Origin of the sequence: Aurantimicrobium minutum, from assembly GCF_029894165.1 — a bacterium.
Classification (GTDB): Bacteria; Actinomycetota; Actinomycetes; order Actinomycetales; family Microbacteriaceae; genus Aurantimicrobium; species Aurantimicrobium minutum_A.
The window spans coordinates 1197337-1219725 of sequence record NZ_JARXXU010000001.1 but is presented as its reverse complement, the minus strand read 5'-3'; the positions used below and the strand labels follow the sequence as shown (position 1 = coordinate 1219725).

Genomic DNA, 22389 nt, shown 5'->3' with positions numbered 1-22389 from the left:
TGCGTTCTCTAAACTAAGCACGTGCATATTCTTTCCAGTATTCCCAGTCCAGATATTCAGTTCTTTGATCTGGGTCCTATCCGGGTCCACATTTATGCGCTGTGCATCTTGCTCGGCATTATCTTGGCTACCTGGATTACTGACGTCCGGCTCACCCGTCGCGGTGCAGCACGTGGATCTGTTCTCGACATCATTCTCTGGGCGGTACCTCTAGGGATTATCGGTGCACGTTTCTACCACGTCTTCACTCACAGTGGCGATTACTTTTATGAGAGTGCTGACCTTCTTCGGGTGTTCTACATCTGGGAGGGCGGCAACGCCATCTTCGGTTCACTCTTAGGTGGAGCTGTAGGCGCCTGGATTGGTTGCAAACAGACGGGTATTCGTTTCTGGTCATTTGCAGATGCTCTTGCCCCAGCCATGCTGGTGGCCCAAGCGGCAGGTCGTCTCGGGAACTATTTCAACCACGAATTATTCGGTGTTCCTACAACTCTTCCCTGGGGGCTGGAAATCGAAGCGACCAATGCTGCTTTCCCCGCAGGATTGCCCGAAGGAACTCTCTTTCACCCCATGTTCCTGTATGAAATTATCTGGAACTTGGTCGGTGTGATCATCATCGTCGCTCTTGAAAAGAAGGTTTACTTGCGTTGGGGTAAGGCATTTGGTGTTTACCTGATTTGGTATGGAATTGGTCGATCAATCTTTGAAACGTACCGTCTTGACCCCAGCGATACTTTCCTGACGATTCGAACGAATGTGTGGGCTGCTTTAGCAGCAATTCTGATCGGCCTGTTGATCATTCTGATCCAGAACAGACGCCACCCAGGTAGAGAGCTCAGTGTGTATGTTGATGGCGCTCCTACTGTAAAGTTAGAAGGGTAAGTATCGGCAAACGGATCAGGGCAACGTAGCCCCCGTCAAGGCTCACACTTCAACTCTTCTTCTGCCACAAGCGGTCAAGAAGTTCAAAGGGCGACAAGCTCTCACTAGCTTCACTTTTCCAGATGACTTTAGGGCCAATGTCGTCCCTCCCGAGTAACCGTTTTCGAGAGGAGGGTTCCTATGTCGCTCGCGACTCCTTATCAACGCTTTTCATTGGCACCCGCTGCCCAAGGTCTCTATGACCCCGCTCTAGAGAAAGATGCCTGTGGCCTCGCCATGGTCGCGACACTTCGCGGTATTCCCGGTCACGACATTATTGATGTTGCACTCAGCTCCCTTCGTAATCTTGAGCACCGTGGTGCTGTTGGTTCCGATGCTGGTACCGGTGACGGTGCCGGAATTTTGACCCAAATTCCTGACGCTTTCTTGCGTGAGGTTGCAGGTTTCGATCTCCCAACTGCGGGTACGTATGCGGTCGGAAACGCTTTCCTTCCCCTCGACACAGCAGCACGCGAGGCTATCCAGGCACGTTTTTCTGAACTCGCTCACTCGGAGGGTTTGAAGGTCTTGGGCTGGCGAGTTGTTCCCACTGCGCCGGACAACCTGGGAAAGCTTGCTCGTGAAGCGATGCCTGCCATTGAACAGGCCTTTGTCACAGCTGCCCAGGGATCACTCTCCGGCATCGAATTAGATCGTTTGGTCTACCGTCTGCGTAAGCGAGTTGAGCGAGAATGTGAAATCTACTTCGCTTCGCTGTCTTCTCGCACCATGGTTTACAAGGGTATGGTGACGACGCTTCAGCTCGAGCCGTTCTATCCTGACCTCAGTGACGTGCGTTTTGCCTCCACGCTTGCCCTCGTGCACTCTCGTTACTCCACGAACACTTTTCCTTCATGGCCATTGGCTCACCCGTTCCGTTTCATTTGTCACAACGGTGAAATCAACACTGTTCAGGGGAACCGCAACTGGATGCGTGCGCGTCAGTCCCAACTGGAATCTGAGCTACTGGGCGACATCAAGGATTTACTTCCTATTTGCACCCCTGGTGCTTCTGACTCAGCCTCGTTTGATGAAGTTGTTGAGCTTCTCACATTGGCAGGACGCCCACTTCCTCACGCCATCATGATGATGGTTCCAGAGGCATGGGAAAACCAGCCCGATATGGAACCCACCAGACGTGCGTTTTATGAATACCACTCGTCCCTCATGGAACCCTGGGATGGACCTGCTGCCATCTGTTTCACCGATGGTTCTTTGGTGGGTGCAACACTGGACCGCAATGGCCTTCGTCCCGGACGTTATCTTGTCACCGATGACGGCCTCATCGTTGTGGGATCTGAAATCGGCGTTTACGATATTGATCCGGCCAAGGTAGTCCAGAAGGGCCGCTTGCAGCCTGGAAAGATGCTTTTGGTTGACACTGTTGCCGGCCGCATCATTTCCGATGACGAAATCAAGTCAGAACTCGCTTCATCTGGTCCTTGGCAGGAGTGGATTGACGAATCTCGTATTGATCTCGAAGAGCTGCCACAACGTGAACATATTGCTCACACTCGTTCCTCAGTGACTCGTCGTCAGCGAACTTTTGGTTACACCGAAGAAGAGCTCCGCATCATGCTTGCCCCCATGGCCAAGACGGGCGCTGAGCCTCTGGGCGCCATGGGAACCGATACTCCTATTGCTGTTCTTTCCTCACGTCCACGCTTGCTGTTTGACTACTTCGTGCAGCAATTCGCCCAGGTCACCAACCCACCACTGGACTCGATCCGTGAAGAGGTTGTCACCAGCCTGAAGCTAGGTCTCGGTCCCGAGCGTAACTTGTTGGACGCCACCGCAGCACACACTGAACAGGTAGTCCTTGACTTCCCGGTCATTGATAACGACCAGCTGGCCAAAATTCTTCACATCCACTCTGCAGGTGGCACTCGTGAAGCTATCAAGCTCAGTGGTCTCTACCGCGTTGACAAAGGCCCCAAAGCCATGGAAAAGCGCATTGCGCAACTCTGTGAAGAAGTAGACGCTGCCATCGCTCACGACATTAAGTTCATTGTGCTCTCAGACCGCGATTCGAACGCAGACTTGGCGCCTATTCCATCCCTTTTGATGCTTTCCGCTGTGCATCACCACCTCATTCGTACTGAAAACCGCACCAAGGTTGGCATCGTGGTTGAAGCCGGTGACGTGCGAGAAGTTCACCATGTTGCTGTTTTGCTCGGATACGGCGCTTCTGCTGTGAACCCCTATCTCGCCATGGAAACCTGTGAGCAGCTCGTACGTGACGAATACGTCACCGGGGTAACCGCAGAGAAAGCAACAAAAAACGTCATCAAAGCACTGGGTAAGGGTGTGCTCAAGGTGATGAGCAAGATGGGTATTTCTACCGTTTCTTCCTACACTGGCGCACAAACTTTTGAAGCTGTAGGCCTGTCTCAGGAATTGGTTGACCAATACTTCACCGGAACTAACAGCAAGCTCGGTGGTGTCGGCATTGATGTCATCGCTGCTGAAAACCTGTCGCGTCACGCATCTGCCTATCCTTCGGATGGTGCACCTCTCACTACTGAACGCCTCACCACCGGTGGAGAGTTCCAGTGGCGTCGCGACGGTGCACCGCATCTGTTCAACCCAGAAACAGTCTTTAAGCTCCAGCACTCCACCCGTGAACGTCGTTTCGATGTATTCCGCGAATACACCAAACTTGTCGACGATCAGAGCCGTGAACTCATGACACTTCGTGGTCTTTTTGCACTTGAGAGCGGCAATCGTCCAGCTGTTCCCCTGGATGAAGTTGAATCGATCGAATCCATCGTGAAGCGTTTCTCCACGGGGGCGATGAGTTACGGTTCGATTTCTCCTGAAGCTCACGAGACTTTGGCTATTGCCATGAACTCGATTGGCGCCAAGAGCAACACGGGTGAAGGCGGAGAAGACGTTGCACGTCTACTCGATCCCACTCGTCGTTCTGCCATCAAACAGGTTGCTTCTGGCCGTTTTGGCGTCACCAGTATGTATCTGACTCATGCTGATGACATCCAAATTAAAATGGCACAGGGTGCAAAGCCGGGTGAAGGCGGACAACTCCCTAACAACAAGGTGTACCCGTGGATTGCTCGTACTCGTCACGCGACAGCCGGTGTAGGTCTGATTTCACCACCTCCCCACCACGACATCTATTCCATTGAAGATCTCAAGCAACTTATCTTCGATGTGAAGCGAGCAAATCCTGCAGCACGTGTTCACGTGAAGTTAGTTAGCCAATCCGGTATTGGTGCTGTCGCTGCTGGTGTCTCCAAGGCACTGGCAGACGTGATTCTGATCTCTGGACACGACGGTGGCACCGGAGCAAGTCCTCTGAACTCACTCAAGCACGCCGGTACTCCGTGGGAACTTGGTCTCGCCGAAGCCCAGCAGACTCTCATGCTTAACGGCATGCGTGACCGCGTATCGGTTCAGGTTGATGGCCAGCTAAAGACTGGACGCGACGTTATCGTGGCAGCCCTGTTGGGTGCGGAAGAGTTTGGTTTCGCTACCGCGCCCTTGGTTGTTTCGGGCTGCGTCATGATGCGTGTGTGCCACCTGGACACCTGTCCTGTGGGTGTCGCTACACAGAACCCTGAACTACGTGCACGATTCACGGGCAAGCCTGAATTCGTGGTGAACTTCTTTGAATTCATTGCTCAGGAGGTTCGTGAATACCTTGCTGAACTCGGTTATCGTAGCCTCGATGAAATCATCGGTCGTAACGACCTTTTGAACATCAACGCTGCTGTCGAACACTGGAAGTCAGATGGACTCGAGCTCGAACCCATCTTGGTTGGACCTTCATTTGCTGAAGACGAGCCTCGTATCCGTGGCCGTGCACAAGATCACGAACTGGAAGAGCACTTCGACAACGAATTGATTAACTTGTCTCGTGTTGCGCTCACAGATGGAAAACCAGTTTCGATCGAACTTCCTATCCGCAACACAGAACGAGCTGTAGGAACCATGCTGGGCCACGAACTGACAAAGAAGTTTGGTCAAAACGGTCTTCCTCAGGGAACCATCGACATTACGTTGACGGGAACCGCAGGTCAGTCCTTTGGTGCTTTCGTTCCTGCAGGCATTTCACTGCGTTTGATCGGCGACTCGAACGACTACGTCGGTAAAGGTCTCTCTGGTGGACGTATCGTTGTGAAGCCATCTGAGAAAGCTTCATTTGCGCCCGATCAGAACGTCATCGCCGGAAACGTTATTGGTTATGGTGCAACAAGCGGATCAATCTTCATCAGTGGTTTGGTAGGGGAGCGCTTCCTTGTTCGCAACTCTGGTGCCACCGCTGTTGCTGAAGGTGTAGGTGACCACGCTCTCGAATACATGACCGGTGGACTTGCCGTAATTTTGGGTATGACAGGTCGTAATCTCGGCGCTGGTATGTCTGGTGGAACCGCATACATTCACCAACTCGACACCAACAAAGTCAATGCAGACTCCCTCACCTCAGGCGAACTCCGCCTGGAAGAACTGGGATCTGCAGATGCAGAGATTCTCAAGGATGTTTTGGAAAACCATCTTTCAGAAACGGGTTCTCCTCGTGCAGCCGAACTTCTCGCTGGCTTCTCGCAGACCGTGGGCGAATTCGTCAAGGTCGTTCCTCGCGATTATGCAGCTGTGCTCGAAGTCCGTCAGGAGGCTGAAGCTGCCGGTATTGATCCCGATGGTGATGCAACCTGGCAGAAGATTATGGAGGTGACCGGTGGCTGATCCCAAAGGTTTTCTAAAAACCCAACAGCGTGAAGTTCCTGCTCGTCGACCTATTCCCATCCGCTTGATGGACTGGAAAGAAGTCTACGAAGCTGGTGATCGTGACACACTCGTGCGTCAAGCAGGACGTTGCATGGACTGTGGTGTGCCTTTCTGCCACCAAGGATGCCCTTTGGGGAACCTCATCCCCGAATGGAACGACCTGACGTGGCGTGGAGATGACCACGACGCAATTGATCGACTGCACGCAACCAATAACTTCCCAGAGTTCACTGGCCGCCTCTGTCCAGCACCGTGTGAATCATCTTGTGTGCTCGGTATCAATCAGCCTCCGGTGACCATTAAGCAGGTTGAAGTCTCGATTATTGACCAGGCGTTTGAAGAAGGCTGGGTCACTCCACTTATTCCTGAGCGTTTGTCTGGAAAGACCGTTGCAGTAATAGGTTCTGGTCCTGCCGGTCTTGCTGCTGCACAACAATTGACCCGTGCCGGTCACACAGTTGCCGTCTATGAGCGAGACGAAAAAATTGGCGGACTACTGCGTTACGGCATCCCTGATTTCAAGATGGAAAAGATTCATATTGATCGCCGCATAGAGCAGATGGAAGCTGAAGGAACTCGCTTCCGTCCAGGCGTGAACATCGGTACGGATATCAGCTGGGAAGACCTCAAGCAGCGATATGACGCTGTTGTTGTGGCAACTGGCGCGATGATTCCTCGTGACCTCGCCATTCCAGGCCGAGACCTCAACGGTGTTCACTTTGCGATGGACTATCTCGTACAGTCCAACCGTGCGGTTGACGGACAAACTGTCGAAGACCAGATTCACGCGCAGGGTAAGCATGTTGTTGTTCTTGGTGGTGGAGACACCGGTGCGGACTGCATTGGTACGGCACACCGTCATGGCGCTGCATCAGTGACGAACCTTGCTATTGGTCAGCAGCCACCCGCAGAACGCCCGTCCAACCAGCCATGGCCCACTTTCCCCAACTTGTTTGAGATTTCCAGCGCACACGAAGAAGGCGGAACTCGCGAGTTCCTCGTATCTACTGTCGAGTTCCTCAACGACGGCAAGGGTAATGTTCGAGCCGTTCGCGTTGCTGAAACGGAATTCAAGGATGGCGCACGTGTTCCTAAAGCAGGAACAGAACGTGAAATCCCCGCAGATCTCGTTCTCCTTGCACTCGGCTTCACGGGCCCGGAACGTGACATTGCCGCCTCAACACTCGACGTGTCGTTGTCCGATCGCGGAAACATCAGCCGTGACGACAATTACGCCACAGCTGAAGAAGGCGTCTTCGTCGCAGGTGATGCTGGCCGCGGTCAGTCACTCATCGTCTGGGCTATCGCCGAGGGTCGTGCCGCAGCAGCTGCGGTTGACCGCTACCTTGAAGGAGACACATTGCTTCCCTCACCTGTTTCACCCACAGATCGCGGTTTCGCAATCCTGTAACTCACTCGCCGTATCCCTCCACGGCATGGCACAACTGAAAGAAAGAGACATTTCATGAGACGCGCCAAAATTGTTGCAACCCTTGGCCCTGCAACTTCCAGCTATGACAGCCTCAAATCAATTATTGAGGCTGGTGTTGACGTTGCACGCATGAACCTCTCTCACGGCACGTATGACGTGCACGAAGAGGTCTATAACAACGTACGCAAAGCTGCTTCCGATCTAGGAAAGCCTGTCGCTGTTCTCGTCGACCTTCAGGGACCCAAGATCCGTCTTGGAAAGTTTGAAGGTGGTCCGTACGACCTTGCTGAGGGTGACATCTTCAAAATCACTATCGATGACATCATCGGCACCAAGGAATTGAGTTCCACCACTTTCAAGGGACTCCCACATGACGTGAAGCCCGGTGATCCTCTGCTGATCGACGATGGCAAGGTTACCCTCCGCGTTCTGGAAACCGATGGCACCGTCGTGACCACCGTCGTTGAAGTAGCTGGTCCTATTTCAAACAACAAGGGCATCAACCTACCTGGCGTCGCCGTGAACGTTCCTGCCCTTTCCGATAAGGACGAGGCAGATCTTCGGTGGGGGCTCCGACTTGGTGCCGACTTTATCGCTCTGAGCTTTGTGCGTGATGCTTCAGACATTAAGCGTGTGCACGAAATCATGGATGAGGAGGGAATTCGCCTTCCTGTTATTGCGAAGATCGAGAAGCCTCAAGCCGTCGATAATCTCGAAGAAATCGTCGATGCCTTTGACGCCATCATGGTTGCCCGTGGTGACCTCGGTGTTGAACTTCCCCTCGAAGCTGTTCCTATTGTTCAAAAGCGTGCTGTAGAGCTTGCTCGTCGGTGGGCTAAGCCCGTTATCGTGGCAACACAAGTGCTTGAATCCATGATTTCTAGCCCGCGTCCTACCCGTGCTGAAGCATCTGACTGTGCAAACGCTGTCCTTGATGGTACTGACGCTGTCATGCTCTCCGGTGAGACCAGCGTCGGTGACTATCCCACCATCACTGTCGCCACCATGGCACGCATCATTGAGTCAACTGAGGATCACGGTCTCGAGCGCATTCCTGAACTAGGAACTAAGCCACGCACGCAGGGCGGGGCCATTACCCTCGCTGCCAAGGAAGTAGCAGAGTTCGTCGACGCGAAATACCTGTGTGTCTTCACCGAATCAGGCGACTCTGCACGACGCATGGCCCGCCTTCGCTCGGATATCCCCATGATTGTTCTCACCCCACACGAACACATTCGTCGCCGTATGGCATTGACCTGGGGGGTGAAGTCGTTCTTGGTAGACCCAGTTACCCACACCGACGCCATGTTTGGCCAGGTAGATGAGCTTCTTCTTGGTCAGGGTTTGGCTGAACCAGGTGACAAGGTTGTTGTTATTGCGGGTTCCCCTCCGGGAATTGCTGGTTCCACAAATGACCTTCGTGTTCACATGGTCGGAGATGCACGCAACCAGGCTGCCCCTGCCTATGCAAATTTGTAAAGGTCAAACATTGTGAAACACAAATGCCCCTCATCTGAGGGGCATTTGTTGTTCTGGTGCCGAATGTGGGACTTGAACCCACACGTCCGAAGACAAAGCATTTTGAGTGCTCCGCGTCTGCCATTCCGCCAATTCGGCTCGTAACTCTTCAAGAATATCCTAGGCTTGAGCTATGGCTGACCAAGAGATCCAGACTCCCACCAAACGACGTGTTGTTGTTGCCGAAGATGAGTCACTTATCCGTATGGATATTGTCGAAACTCTCCGTGATAACGGCTTCGATGTCGTCGGTGAGGCAGGTGATGGTGAAGCTGCAGTCGCACTGGCCAAGGAATTGCTTCCTGATTTGGTCATTATGGACGTGAAAATGCCCAAAATGGACGGCATCACAGCTGCTGATTTGCTCAACAAGGAGCATATTGCTCCGGTCGTACTCCTGACTGCATTCAGCCAAAAAGAACTCGTTGAGCGCGCAACGGAAGCCGGTGCACTTGCATATGTCGTGAAGCCCTTCACGCCCAACGATCTGCTTCCTGCAGTGGAAATTGCCTTGTCTCGTTGGGCACAGATAGTTGCATTAGAAAACGAGGTCGCAGATCTCTCTGAGCGCTTCGAAACGCGCAAAATTGTCGACATTGCAAAGGGAATACTCAACGAAAAGATGGGCTTAACCGAGCCTGAAGCATTCCGTTGGATTCAAAAGGCTTCTATGGATCGTCGTCTCACCATGAAGGATGTTGCGGTCACCATCGTTGACCAGCTTGGTGGAGAGCAGAAAAAGAAGTAACTACGCCGTGCGTCTTTTGAGATAGTTCGTGATGCGCACCGTCGACAGGCGGTTACCATTCTCATCCGTGCACACAATTTCGTGTGTCGTGAGGGTATTTCCTAGGTGAAGTGCGCGGCACGTCCCGATCACAATTCCGGAAGAAATACTCTTGCTGTGTGTCGCGCTCACTTCAATACCGACGGCACCATTTCCTTCACCGGCATGAATGGTCGCAGAAATCGATCCCAAACCTTCCCCGAGGACGACAAAAGCACCACCGTGAAGGATTCCAATTGACTGAGTATTTCCTTCAACCGGCATGGTGGCGACGGAATATTCAGCAGATAATTCATGGAATTGAACACCCATCTTGTCCATCAGGGGTCCTGCAGTGAATCCACGAAATTGAGTGAGATCTAGTGCAGGTGGGCGAACGTAGGTGGAAGACATAGATATTCCTCGTGAGCTGGGACTTGTGCGCTGTGTAGGCTGGGAACGTGTCGAATAATGCCCAGCCTACCCTCATGGTTATTGATGGGCACTCGCTTGCTTTTCGGGCGTTTTACGCCCTCCCGGTAGACAGCTTCAAAACGGCTGACGGTCAACACACCAACGCCATACATGGTTTTATCTCGATGATGTTGAATCTTCTCGCGAAAGAAAAGCCCACCCATTTAGCTGTTGCTTTCGATATTTCCCGGTTTTCCTTCCGCACACGGGAGTATCCCGACTACAAAGGAACACGGGGAGAGACGCCCCCCGAATTTATTGGTCAGGTTCCTTTACTTCAGGATGCTTTGCACGCCATGGGCATTACGACGGTAACCAAGGAAGATTACGAAGCCGACGACATTCTTGCCACCCTTGCGGCCCAGGGCTCTGCATCAAACTTTAAGGTTTTGGTGGTGTCAGGTGACCGCGACGCTATTCAGCTCATCGATGACAATGTCACCTTGCTGTATCCGTCGAAGCAGGGAGTTTCTGAGCTCACTCGCTACGACGCGGTGAAGGTTTTTGAACGGTATGGAATCCAGCCCCATCAATATCCTGAAATCGCTGCGCTTGTCGGAGAGACCAGCGACAATCTTCCCGGTGTTCCCAAGGTGGGAGAGAAGACGGCCGTTAAATGGATTAACGAATTTGGCTCATTAGATGAGATTTTGCGTCGAGCCGATGAGATCGGTGGCAAAGTCGGTGAAAGTCTGCGTGAATTCAAAGACAACGCCATTCGGAACCGGAAACTCAACCGTCTCGTCAATGATGTAGAACTTCCGGTAGGTCCTACAGATCTTGAATTGCACGACATCAACGCAGATGCTGTGCGTGAAGTGTTTGGTCGACTTGAATTCAAATCTTTGTTGACTCGGGTTCTTTCTCTCAGCTCAGAGGTTGTGTCGGCTTCGTCGTCCACGAAACCCGCTGTCATTGTTGCTTCTAGCGTGGCATCACTTGATGATGTCGTTCGAGAACCACAACCCGCTCCTTCGGCCCCGCGGTCTCAGACCCTCCTCGATGAAGAACTCCGCGCCTGGCTTCATCGTGCTTCAGATGCCTCTCCGCAGGGCATTGGTGTGGAACTTGAAATTTTCAACAACACCATTGCAACCGTTGGTCTAGCCACCGAAACCGAGACAGTTGTGATTCCGTGGTCACCAGTTTTAGCAGATATTCAACCGCTAGTGGATTGGTTTGCAGGACCAACGCCCAAAATATTCCAGGGGGCAAAGGATCAGATAAAAGCACTCTTTCGGCTGGGTGTTGTTGTCGAGAACCTCGGATTTGATACAGAGATAGCCGACTGGGTACTTCGTCCAGATTCTTCAAAGCGTGAGTTTGCTGATCTTGTCCGCCATTACCTCTCTGAAATTGTGCCTATCCCAGATCCGAATCAGCTTGTGCCTGATGACGATGGACTTGATGTTGCTGGTCGTGCTTGGTTCATTCAGCGATTAGATACAGCTATCCGAGCGCAGATGAATGCTGCCACACTGGCTCTTTTCCTTGAAATCGAAATACCCACCCTTGTTACCCTCGCTGCGATGGAAAATCGTGGAGTTACTGTCAATAAAGTTAAACTTGAATCCCTGTCAGCTGAACTATGTGACAGAGCAGAGAAGGCAAAACAAGAAGCTTTCACGGTGATTGGTCGCGAGGTAAACCTTGCCTCTCCGAAGCAGCTCCAAGAAGTTCTCTTCGATCAACTAGAAATGCCGAAGACGCGTGCGACCAAGACGGGCTACACCACAGATGCCACGGCGTTGGCAGATTTGCAGGCGACAAACCCGCACCCATTCCTGGGGCTCTTGCTTGAGCATCGAGATGTCACCAAACTCAAGCAGATCGTGGAAACGCTTATCCAAGCAATCGGTCCAGACGGTCGAATTCACACGACCTATGGACAAACAGGAACGAGCACGGGGCGTTTGTCATCTGCAAACCCCAACTTGCAAAACATTCCTATCCGCACAGCTGATGGTCGCCGGATTCGCGAGGCATTTGAAGTGGGTTCAGGCTTCGATACCCTCGTGACCGCTGACTATTCACAGATCGAAATGCGCATCATGGCTCATTTCAGTGAAGATGAGGGTCTCATTGAGGCCTTTATCTCGGGAGAGGACCTCCATCGCTTTGTCGGCGCTCGTGTCTTCAGTGTTGCCCCGGAAGATGTCACTTCCGAGATGCGCAGTCAGGTGAAGGCGATGAGTTACGGCTTGGCGTATGGCCTCAGTGCATTTGGCCTTGCTCGTCAGCTCGGTATTGATAACAGTGCTGCAAAAAAACTTATGGCTGACTATTTCCAACGTTTCGGGGGAGTACGAGATTATCTGCGCAGTGTCGTCGAACAGGCGAGGTCTCAGGGCTATACCGAGACACTGTTTGGACGGAGGCGTCCATTCCCTGACTTAGCTAGCCCCAACCGTGTACTCCGGGATAATGCTGAGCGTGCAGCGCTGAATGCTCCAATGCAAGGAACCGCAGCAGACATCATGAAGATTGCGATGGTCGGGATTGAACAGGATCTCATCGCTTTAGAACTCACATCCCAACTACTACTTCAAGTTCACGATGAACTCGTTCTTGAAGTTGTCGAAAGCGAACGTGAGCAAGTCGAAAAGATTGTTGTTGAACGGATGGCTCATGCTGCCCAGCTCAGGGTCCCGCTCGATGTTCAGTTGGGCATCGGACTGAACTGGAACGACGCAGCTCACTAACGTCATTTTCCGCGAGTTTGTGCGGATAGCGTTCCTCAAGTAACCTGAGAGATGCACATTTGTGCGCACTATTCGCCTGCCCTGAAGACAATTACCCAGCTAGCTGTGTCTGAAGGCCTGAAGTAAGTAAATACTGGAGCACGTTTTACATGACGCTTGTAGCAAAGAAAGCAGCCACTCAGGTTGCAATCAACGACATCGGTTCTGCTGAGGATTTCCTCGCCGCTGTCGAAAAGACCCTCAAGTTTTTCAACGATGGTGACCTTATTGAAGGCACTGTTGTCAAGGTAGACCGCGACGAGGTACTCCTCGACGTTGGATACAAAACCGAAGGTGTTATCCCTTCACGCGAGCTTTCTATCAAGCACGATGTAGACCCCTCCGAAGTCGTCAAGGTTGGCGACACCGTAGAGGCACTCGTTCTTCAGAAGGAAGACAAAGAAGGTCGCCTCATCCTCTCCAAGAAGCGCGCACAGTACGAGCGTGCATGGGGCGATGTAGAGAAGATCAAGGATGCAGATGGCATCGTAACCGGTTCGGTTATTGAAGTTGTCAAGGGTGGCCTCATCGTAGACATCGGTCTTCGTGGCTTCCTTCCCGCATCTCTCATTGAACTCCGCCGCGTTCGCGACCTCACTCCTTACCTCGGTCAGGACATTGAGGCCAAGATCCTCGAGCTGGACAAGAACCGTAACAACGTTGTTCTTTCTCGCCGTGCACTTCTTGAGCAGACTCAGTCCGAAAGCCGCAGCACCTTCCTGGTTAACCTCCAGAAGGGTCAAATCCGCAAGGGTGTCGTTTCTTCGATCGTCAACTTCGGTGCATTTGTTGACCTTGGTGGCGTAGACGGTCTCGTCCACGTTTCTGAGCTCTCCTGGAAGCACATTGAGCACGCTTCTGAAGTTGTTGAAGTTGGTCAGGAAGTTACCGTCGAGATTCTCGAAGTTGACATGGACCGCGAGCGCGTTTCGCTGTCGCTCAAAGCAACTCAGGAAGACCCATGGCAGGTATTCGCTCGCACTCACGCAATCGGTCAGGTTGCACCAGGTAAGGTCACCAAGCTGGTTCCCTTTGGTGCGTTCGTCCGCGTTGCAGATGGCATCGAGGGTCTTGTTCACATCTCTGAGCTCTCTGGCAAGCACGTTGAACTCGCAGAGCAGGTTGTTTCTGTGGGTGATGACGTCTTCGTCAAGGTCATTGACATCGACCTCGAGCGTCGTCGCATCTCGCTCAGCCTCAAGCAGGCTAACGAGGGTGTTGACCCCGAAGGTACCGAATTTGACCCTGCTCTCTACGGAATGCTCACTGAGTACGACGAGAGCGGCAACTACAAGTACCCTGAGGGCTTTGACCCTGAGACCAACGAATGGCGTGAAGGCTTTGATGCTGCACGTGAGAAGTGGGAACAGGACTACGCAGCAGCTCAGGCTCGTTGGGAGCAGCACAAGCTACAGGTCAAGGCAACGAACGAGGCCGAAGCCAACATTCCTGACGCACCAGCTGCGGCAGCAGAAAGTACCTCCTTCTCGAGCGAAGCAGCTTCAGCTGGAACGCTTGCAGATGACGAGTCACTTGCTGCACTTCGAGAGAAGCTCGCAAACAACTAACAATATGAAGCTAATGGGTGGATCCTTTACAGGGTCCACCCATTACTCGTTTAAGCTGATGCCATGACGTTGATTGGTCTCACTGGTGGAATTGGCTCGGGGAAGTCGACGATTGCCCGTCGCTTAGCTGAACATGGTGCTCATATTGTTGACGCAGACCAGATTGCTCGTGAAGTTGTTGAACCGGGGACACCTGCCCTAGCGGAAATCATCGCCCATTTTGGAGCTGGAGTGCTGAACTCGGATGGAAGCCTCAACAGAAGTGCTTTGGGAGAAATTGTTTTTACAGATGAGACACAACGAGAAATGCTCAATTCAATCGTTCACCCTGCTGTTCACCGCCGTACCTCAGAACTCTTTGCCCAAGCTCCTGTGGGGAGCGTAGTTGTCTACGACGTTCCCCTCTTAGTGGAGGCTAACTCAAGATATTCCTTCGATGCGATAGTTGTAGCTAGTGCTCCCGAAAGTATTCGCGTTGAACGCTTGATGGAACATCGTGGCATGTTGGAGTCCGAGGCGTTGTCCCGCATTCAATCGCAAGCGCCGGAAGAAGAACGCCTCAAAATTGCCAATCACGTGATTGATACGTCGGGGAACATCAACCACACATATGCTCAAGTTGACGCTCTCTGGAACCAGCTAGCGAACATAGACTAGGGGAGTGGAACCGAGACGATCTGAGAAGCCTTTCAAGGTCGTTTCTGAATATTCCCCAAGTGGCGATCAGCCCACTGCTATCGCTGAGTTAGCTGGACGAGTCAATGCCGGTGAAACTGATGTCGTCCTACTTGGAGCCACAGGAACAGGTAAGTCCGCCACCACTGCCTGGCTTGTTGAAGCAGTCCAACGCCCCACGTTGATTTTGGCCCACAATAAAACTCTTGCAGCTCAACTTGCCACCGAATTTCGTGAATTACTTCCCGACAACGCCGTTGAGTATTTTGTGTCTTACTACGACTACTACCAACCAGAGGCGTACGTTCCTCAGACCGATACATTCATTGAAAAAGATAGTTCGATCAACGCGGAAGTAGAACGTCTGCGCCACTCAACAACCAATTCTTTGCTCACACGTCGTGATGTGGTTGTTGTTTCTACCGTGTCCTGTATTTACGGGCTGGGAGCTCCTCAGGAGTACTTAGATGCAATGATCACCCTCGTAGTAGGCGAGCGCATTCCACGGGAAGCTATTCTTCGCCAGTTTGTCGCAATGCAATATGCCCGAAATGACATTGATTTTTCACGAGGAAACTTCCGTGTGCGCGGAGACACTATTGAAATCATTCCGATGTACGAGGAGCTTGCTGTTCGCATTGAAATGTTTGGTGATGAAATTGAAGCCCTCTATAGCCTTCACCCTCTCACAGGTGATGTGGTAGAAAAACTCGAGATGATTTCTGTCTTTCCTGCCTCGCATTATGTAGCCAGTGAAGACATCATGAAGAAAGCCATCATCACTATTCGTGAAGAGATGGAAGAACGTGTGGCCGAGTTCGAAAAACAGGGCAAGCTCCTCGAGGCTCAGCGCTTGCGCATGAGAACAACTTTTGACCTTGAAATGATGCAGCAGATCGGCTTTTGTTCCGGAATTGAAAACTACTCCCGGCATATCGATGTACGCGAACCGGGAGAAGCACCCCAGTGTTTACTGGACTACTTTCCTGATGACTTTTTGTGCGTCATCGATGAGTCGCACGTGACTGTTCCACAAATTGGCGCAATGCATGAAGGGGACGCGTCACGCAAGCGCACACTTGTTGAACACGGATTCCGTCTCCCTTCTGCAATGGATAACAGGCCTTTACGTTTTGATGAGTTCAAAGAACGTGTGGGGCAAACGGTCTATCTGTCGGCGACCCCCGGAAAATATGAGATGGGTATTGCCGACGGAGTTGTCGAACAAATTATTCGTCCGACAGGGCTGGTCGACCCACAAATTGTTGTGAAGCCGTCCCAAGGCCAAATCGATGATCTTTTGGAGCAGATCCGCGTTCGTGCGGCCAAAGATGAACGAGTTCTTGTGACCACTCTGACGAAGAAGATGGCCGAAGAACTGACCGACTTCTTGACCGAAGCAGGTGTTCGAGTGCGCTACCTGCATTCAGATGTCGATACGCTGCGCAGGGTCGAACTTCTCACAGAACTCCGTCAAGGCGTTTATGACGTTCTCGTGGGCATTAACTTGCTCCGCGAGGGTCTTGACCTTCCTGAGGTTTCCCTCGTCTCCTTACTGGACGCAGACAAAGAAGGATTCCTCCGCTCTGCGACATCACTCATTCAGACAATCGGTCGTGCTGCCCGTAACGTCTCTGGTGAAGTGCACATGTATGCCGATGTGATGACAAAGTCGATGGTTCAAGCAATTGACGAAACTACACGCCGGAGAGACAAGCAGATTGCTTACAACCTTGAACGAGGTATTGATCCTCAGCCCCTGCGAAAGAAAATTGCCGACATCACAGCAATGTTGCAACGCGAAGAAGCTGATACAGCAGAGCTGCTATCTGATAGAGGTAACAAGAAGACAAAGTCGGGTGCTACCAGGCCTAGTATTTCTACACTCCTCACTCCTCGCATTGGAGAAGCAGGAGCAACCGAACTCGAAAACATTATTGGTGATCTCAACGAACAAATGCTTATTGCCGCTGCAGAGTTAAAGTTTGAGCTCGCTGCCAGATTGCGCGATGAACTCTCCGAACTCAAACGTGAACTCCGCATTATGAAAGAAGCAGGACATGCCTAAGCCCCTCTACGCTCACTCACATCTCAGTGTGAAGGGCGCACGCGTGCACAACCTGCAGAACGTTGACCTAGAGATTCCACGAGACTCCCTCGTTGTTTTCACGGGCTTATCAGGTTCGGGGAAGTCGTCCCTGGCTTTCGACACCATCTTTGCTGAAGGACAACGACGTTACGTAGAGTCACTTTCCGCTTACGCTCGGCAATTCTTGGGGCAAGTTGATCGTCCAGATGTTGATTTCATTGAAGGCCTGTCTCCTGCCGTCTCGATTGATCAGAAATCTACGAACCGTAACCCTCGATCTACTGTCGGCACCATCACCGAAATCTACGACTACATGCGTCTGCTCTGGGCGCGTATCGGAGTACCTCACTGCCCGGAGTGTGGTGAAGTCATTCAGTCACAGACGGTGCAGCAAATTGCTGATCAACTCATGAATCTCGAAGAAGGAACGCGATATCAGGTTGTGGCACCTGTGGTATCCCAGAAAAAGGGAGAATTTGTTGACCTTTTTGCAGAGCTGATGGCCAGTGGGTATTCACGCGCTGTGGTTGATGGTGACGTTGTACAACTGGCTGAAGCTCCTCCGCTCAAAAAGAGCTACAAGCACGACATCTCTGTCGTGATCGACCGTCTCGTCGCAGGCCCTGATTTACTTTCTCGTCTCACTGACTCTTTAGAAACAGCTCTCAAATTGAGCAATGGGACTGTAGATATCAATTTTGTTGATCAATCAGGTGATGCAGCGTGGCAATCGTTTAGCGAAAAGTTATCTTGCCCCAACGCACATCCCATTCAACTTGCTGAGATTGAACCACGAACTTTTTCGTTCAATTCACCTTTTGGTGCATGTCCGGTGTGTACTGGCTTGGGCACAAAGATGTCTGTCGACGAAGATTTACTTCTTGGAGATCCGTCATTGAGCATCAATGACGGCGTGATCATTCCCTGGGCCACACAAGGAAAGGGATTGTTTCAGTACTACGAAAAGCTTCTCCTGGGTCTTGCGTCAGATCTTGACTTCTCCTTGGATACTCCGTGGGAATCACTCGACGAAGAGATACGTGAAGCAGTGATGACGGGAAATAACTTCAACGTTCGAGTGAAATGGAAAAATCGATACGGCCGTGAGGTCCAGTACAGCTCAGGTTTTGAAGGTGTTGTTCCGTATATTGAGCGTCAATACATGCAGGCAGAAACTGATGTTCAGCGTGCACGCTGGGCAGAATATCTTCGGGAAGTTCCCTGTGCGGAATGTCATGGCCAGCGTTTGAAACATGAAGTTCTTGCCGTCAAAATCAATGGGCTGTCGATAGCCGATATGACCGAACTTCCTCTTTCTGCAGCTCGAGATTTTATGGACACTTTGACACTGTCCGAACGCGACGCGATGATTGCCGCACAAGTTCTCAGAGAGATTCGAGCTCGTTTGGACTTCCTCATCGAGGTTGGTTTGACTTACCTCAATCTTGCTCGTTCTGCAGGTTCTCTTTCTGGCGGAGAAGCGCAACGCATTCGTCTTGCAACTCAGATTGGTTCTGGGCTGACAGGAGTTCTCTATGTACTCGATGAGCCTTCTATTGGCCTCCACCAGCGAGATAATCGTCGTCTCATTGATACCCTGATCAAGCTTCGCGATCTTGGTAATACCTTGATTGTCGTGGAGCACGATGAAGACACTATCCGCACTGCGGATTGGATTGTTGATATCGGACCGGGCGCTGGAGTGAACGGTGGTCGCGTGGTTCACTCAGGAGACTACGAGTCCCTTCTGAAGAACACCGAGTCGATGACGTCCGACTATGTCTCAGGACGAACTGTCATTGAAATCCCCAAGAAGCGTCGTTCACTCGATAAAGATCGCATGATCTCTGTTGTCGGTGCTGAGGCAAATAACCTGAAAAAAGTTACTGCGGACTTTCCTCTGGGAACATTTACCGCCGTCACAGGTGTCTCAGGTTCAGGTAAGTCTTCCCTCGTCAACGACATTCTCTATAAAGTCTTAGCTAACAAGCTCAACGGTGCGAGGACAGTCGCAGGTAAGCATGTTCGTGTGACTGGTCTTGAACATCTCGACAAGGTCATTCACGTGGACCAGAATCCCATTGGTCGCACACCACGTTCCAATCCAGCTACCTATACGGGTGTCTTCGACAAGATCCGCACACTCTTTGCAGAAACGACAGAGTCGAAGACGCGGGGATACCAACAAGGACGATTTAGCTTCAATGTTAAAGGCGGTCGTTGTGAAGCGTGTGCCGGGGATGGAACCCTCAAAATCGAGATGAATTTCCTTCCTGACGTCTATGTGGACTGTGAAGTGTGTCACGGGAAGCGCTATAACCGTGAAACATTGCAGGTTCGCTATAAGGGCAAGAACATCTCCGAAGTATTAGAGATGCCTATCGCCGAGGCGGCGGAATTCTTTCAACCCATTAGTTCAATTCATCGCTTCTTACAGACCCTCGTTGATGTCGGACTTGGATACGTTCGACTGGGTCAAAGTGCTACGACTTTGTCGGGCGGTGAAGCACAACGTGTAAAACTAGCCACAGAACTTCAAAAGCGAAGTAACGGTCGATCAATTTACGTCCTTGATGAACCAACCACGGGTCTTCATTTCGAAGATGTTCGCAAGCTTCTTCTGGTACTGAACTCCCTTGTTGAAAAGGGAAATACGGTCATCGTGATTGAACACAATCTCGACGTGATCAAGAGCGCGGACTGGATTATCGACTTAGGTCCAGAAGGTGGCGCCGGTGGCGGTGAGATTATTGCTGTGGGTACACCCGAAAAAGTTTCCAAGAGCACCGTGAGCCACACAGCAACTTTCCTCAGAGAAATTATTTCTGCATAGTCATGGCAGATACTGTTCCGTATCGCCCTAAAACGGGGGACATACCCACCAGTCCAGGAGTGTATCGATTTCGGGATGAGACGGGTCGCATTCTCTATGTAGGCAAGGCCAAAAATCTCCGAGCCCGACTGACAAGTTACTTTGCTCCACTTCATACGTTGCATGAGCGTACAAAACGTATGGTGACGAGTGCCGCGAGCGTCGAATGGACAATTGTCGGTTCAGAATTTGAAGCACTGCAGTTAGAGTTCACCTGGATCAAGGAATTTGATCCGCCATTCAACATTCAGTTTCGTGATGATAAAAGTTACCCCTATCTCGCCATCACCCTGGGGGAGCGAATTCCCCGTGTGCTCGTGACGAGAACACGCAAGATGGACAACGCTCGATACTTCGGTCCCTACACAAAAACATGGGCCATTCGCGAGACTTTGGATCTCATACTTCCTGTATTCCCCGTACGTACGTGTTCAGATGGTGTCTATAAGAAAGCTGAACGTAGTGGGCGGCCATGTCTTCTGGGAGACATTGGCAGGTGTGCAGCGCCCTGCGCTAGTCGTGTTACACCAGAAGAGCACCGCTCCATTGCTCTCGACCTCGCTGCCTTTATGGCAGGCAAAAACGACGGCCATGTGCGTGAGCTCAGAGAAAAGATGTCATCCGCCTCAGAGGCGCAAGACTATGAATTGGCAGCGCGATATAGGGACAACATACAAGCTCTTGAAACGGTGGCGTCAAAGAGTTCTGTTGTCCTTGAGGACGATGTAGATACCGACATATTTGGCCTCGCCCGAGATGAACTTTCTGCAGCCGTGCAGATGTTTGTGGTGCGAGAAGGCAGAATTCGTGGTGTTCATTCGTGGAATGTAGATACCGAACTCGATGTCAGTTCTGGTGAGCTGGTTGATAATATGCTCCGAACAGCATATGACGATTCCGACATTCCTCCTCGTGAAGTCATTGTTCCTGAGTTACCCCTAGACAGTTCCGCCATCATTACGTGGCTCACTGAACTCAGACGAGAACGCTTAGAAGATTCACGTGCGGCTGCCGTCAAACTTCGTGTGGCCCAGCGAGGCGATCTCGCGGCTTTGTCAGCTACGGTGACTCATAATGCTCAACAAGCGCTTTTGTTATACAAAACAAAACGGCGAGCTGACTATGTCACACGAACAAAGGCGTTGGGAGACATCCAAGAAGCATTGGGTCTGCCAGAGTCTCCACTACGAATTGAATGCTTTGATATTTCACACTTGGGTGGAACCAAAATTGTGGCTTCTATGGTGGTTTTTGAGGATGGACTCGCCAAGAAGTCTGATTATCGAAAGTTTTCCATCGCATCGGCTCGAGATGACACTGATGCGATGAATCAAGTTTTGGCTCGTCGAGCTGCGTATCTCACCGGTGAAGACATTGATGAGGAGAAGAAAGCATCCAGCTTTTCCTATCCACCGGGGCTTTTTGTGGTTGATGGCGGGCTACCTCAGGTCAATGCCGCAGCACAAGCTTTATCTGAGGCTGGGCTCTCACATATTCCCCTCGTCGGTCTCGCGAAAAGACTCGAAGAATTGTGGTTGCCGGGGGAGAAGTTCCCGATCATTCTTCCTCGAAATTCAGAAGCGTTGTTTCTTTTTCAACAACTCCGTGATGAGGCTCACCGTTTTGCTATTTCGTTCCAGCGCGCCAGCCGAAAGAAAGACATCAATACAGTTCTTTCTGAAGTTCCCGGCATGGGGCCCACCAAGGTTAAAGCTGTTCTTTCCCATTTTGGTTCGGTAGCCCAGCTTCGAAAAGCATCGGTTGAGGAAGTTGCTGCTATTCCGCAGATAAGTCCCGCATTAGCTCAGGCAATTAAAAGCACGCTCGCACAGAAATAGTCACTATTTTGGGAAGGTTTCCCGGGCCACATCTGCGCGATCTGTCACCACGCCATCGACTCCTGCCCCGACAAGCTCGACCATCTGTTGAGCGTCATTAACCGTCCATACATCAACCTGCACACCTGCACGATGGTACGCACGCACAAGCCGAGGTGTCACTGTTGATCTGCCCAGAGCTCGAGCAGGAATTTGTACAGCATCGCAATTTTTGAGCACGATGTTCACCATCCATTGTTGCCCTAGTAATGCGCCGATAAATGCCGGGGCAAATTGCAAAGTTGATGCTGAAGTCGCAACCCCCGGACAGTTCTGAACTACTTTGCGACGTCGACTACTACTGAACGAAGAAATGAGGATTCGATCCTCTGAAGAAAGTTTTTTTATCACCTGTGAAACAGGAACAATAGCCGCTTCGTTCTTTACATCAATATTGAATCGTGCGCTCTGAAATTCGTTGAGCACAGATTCTAAGGTTGGAATGTAGTCCGGTAATTCGGCGTGGGTATAAGAGGAAATTTCCTTGCTGTCCAGTACGTCGTCATGAAACAGTACTGCCACACCGTCCGCAGTTCCGTGCGCATCTGTTTCGAGATGAGTAGCACCAGCCAAAAGCGCGGCAGCAAATGCTTCACGTGTATTTTCTTTGCAATCCACAGCTAAACCTCGATGAGCAAAGATGTGTGGAACGGGGCCAGAAAAATAGGGGTGCACGGCTCGAGGGTAACACTCAGTGTCCTTGATAGTCT

13 protein-coding genes and 1 tRNA gene are annotated in these 22389 nt (G+C 51.5%); 11 read left to right on the top strand and 3 right to left on the bottom strand.

Translation table 11 applies throughout. The features are described 5' to 3' along the window. Positions 1-27 precede the first annotated feature (27 nt). The 4 genes from lgt (at position 28) to pyk (ending at position 8578) form a co-directional block, all read left to right on the top strand. Positions 28-882 (top strand): prolipoprotein diacylglyceryl transferase, encoded by an 855-nt coding sequence (gene lgt, locus M2119_RS06125; protein ID WP_280804468.1) that lies wholly within the window; start codon positions 28-30, stop codon positions 880-882. A gap of 180 nt (positions 883-1062) precedes the next feature. Then, positions 1063-5625 carry a glutamate synthase large subunit gene (gene gltB, locus M2119_RS06120; RefSeq protein ID WP_280804052.1) on the top strand — a complete coding sequence of 1521 codons (4563 nt, stop codon included), beginning with the start codon at positions 1063-1065 and terminating at the stop codon, positions 5623-5625. Further along, positions 5618-7078 (top strand): glutamate synthase subunit beta, encoded by a 1461-nt coding sequence (locus M2119_RS06115; RefSeq protein ID WP_280804051.1) that lies wholly within the window; start codon positions 5618-5620, stop codon positions 7076-7078. The genes gltB and M2119_RS06115 overlap by 8 nt, the downstream gene beginning before the upstream one ends. Before the next feature lie 54 nt (positions 7079-7132). Continuing rightward, entirely contained in the window at positions 7133-8578 is a 1446-nt protein-coding gene (gene pyk, locus M2119_RS06110; protein ID WP_280804050.1) for a pyruvate kinase, read from the top strand. A gap of 54 nt (positions 8579-8632) precedes the next feature. Here the strand turns inward: pyk and M2119_RS06105 are convergent. Beyond that, positions 8633-8716 (bottom strand) — tRNA-Leu (locus M2119_RS06105). A gap of 34 nt (positions 8717-8750) precedes the next feature. Between M2119_RS06105 and M2119_RS06100 the strand changes: the two genes are divergently transcribed. Then, positions 8751-9365, top strand: coding sequence for an ANTAR domain-containing response regulator (locus M2119_RS06100; protein WP_280804049.1), 615 nt, complete (start codon positions 8751-8753; stop codon positions 9363-9365). Here the strand turns inward: M2119_RS06100 and M2119_RS06095 are convergent, their stop codons facing one another. Further along, entirely contained in the window at positions 9366-9797 is a 432-nt protein-coding gene (locus tag M2119_RS06095; protein ID WP_280804048.1) for a hotdog fold thioesterase, read from the bottom strand. A 74-nt stretch (positions 9798-9871) separates the two neighbouring features. Between M2119_RS06095 and polA the strand changes: the two genes are divergently transcribed. The 6 genes from polA to uvrC all read left to right on the top strand — a co-directional run bounded on the left by polA (position 9872) and on the right by uvrC (position 21640). Beyond that, a complete protein-coding gene (polA, locus tag M2119_RS06090) occupies positions 9872-12559 on the top strand; it encodes a DNA polymerase I (protein ID WP_432418517.1) in 2688 nt (895 codons plus the stop codon). Positions 12560-12708: 149 nt separating this feature from the next. Next, on the top strand, positions 12709-14166 hold the full coding sequence (gene rpsA, locus M2119_RS06085; protein ID WP_280804046.1) for a 30S ribosomal protein S1: 1458 nt from the start codon (positions 12709-12711) through the stop codon (positions 14164-14166). A gap of 63 nt (positions 14167-14229) precedes the next feature. Further along, positions 14230-14823: a dephospho-CoA kinase gene (coaE, locus tag M2119_RS06080; protein WP_280804045.1), complete on the top strand. Its 594-nt coding sequence runs from the start codon at positions 14230-14232 to the stop codon at positions 14821-14823. A 4-nt stretch (positions 14824-14827) separates the two neighbouring features. After that, complete coding sequence (uvrB, locus tag M2119_RS06075; RefSeq protein ID WP_280804044.1) at positions 14828-16909, top strand: excinuclease ABC subunit UvrB; 2082 nt, start codon at positions 14828-14830, stop codon at positions 16907-16909. Next, a complete protein-coding gene (gene uvrA / locus M2119_RS06070) occupies positions 16902-19763 on the top strand; it encodes an excinuclease ABC subunit UvrA (RefSeq protein WP_280804043.1) in 2862 nt (953 codons plus the stop codon). The genes uvrB and uvrA overlap by 8 nt, the downstream gene beginning before the upstream one ends. Before the next feature lie 2 nt (positions 19764-19765). Further along, positions 19766-21640 (top strand): excinuclease ABC subunit UvrC, encoded by a 1875-nt coding sequence (gene uvrC, locus M2119_RS06065; RefSeq protein ID WP_280804042.1) that lies wholly within the window; start codon positions 19766-19768, stop codon positions 21638-21640. A 3-nt stretch (positions 21641-21643) separates the two neighbouring features. Here the strand turns inward: uvrC and M2119_RS06060 are convergent, their stop codons facing one another. Beyond that, positions 21644-22354, bottom strand: coding sequence for a glycerophosphodiester phosphodiesterase family protein (locus M2119_RS06060; RefSeq protein WP_280804041.1), 711 nt, complete (start codon positions 22352-22354; stop codon positions 21644-21646). Between the last annotated feature and the right edge of the window lie 35 nt (positions 22355-22389).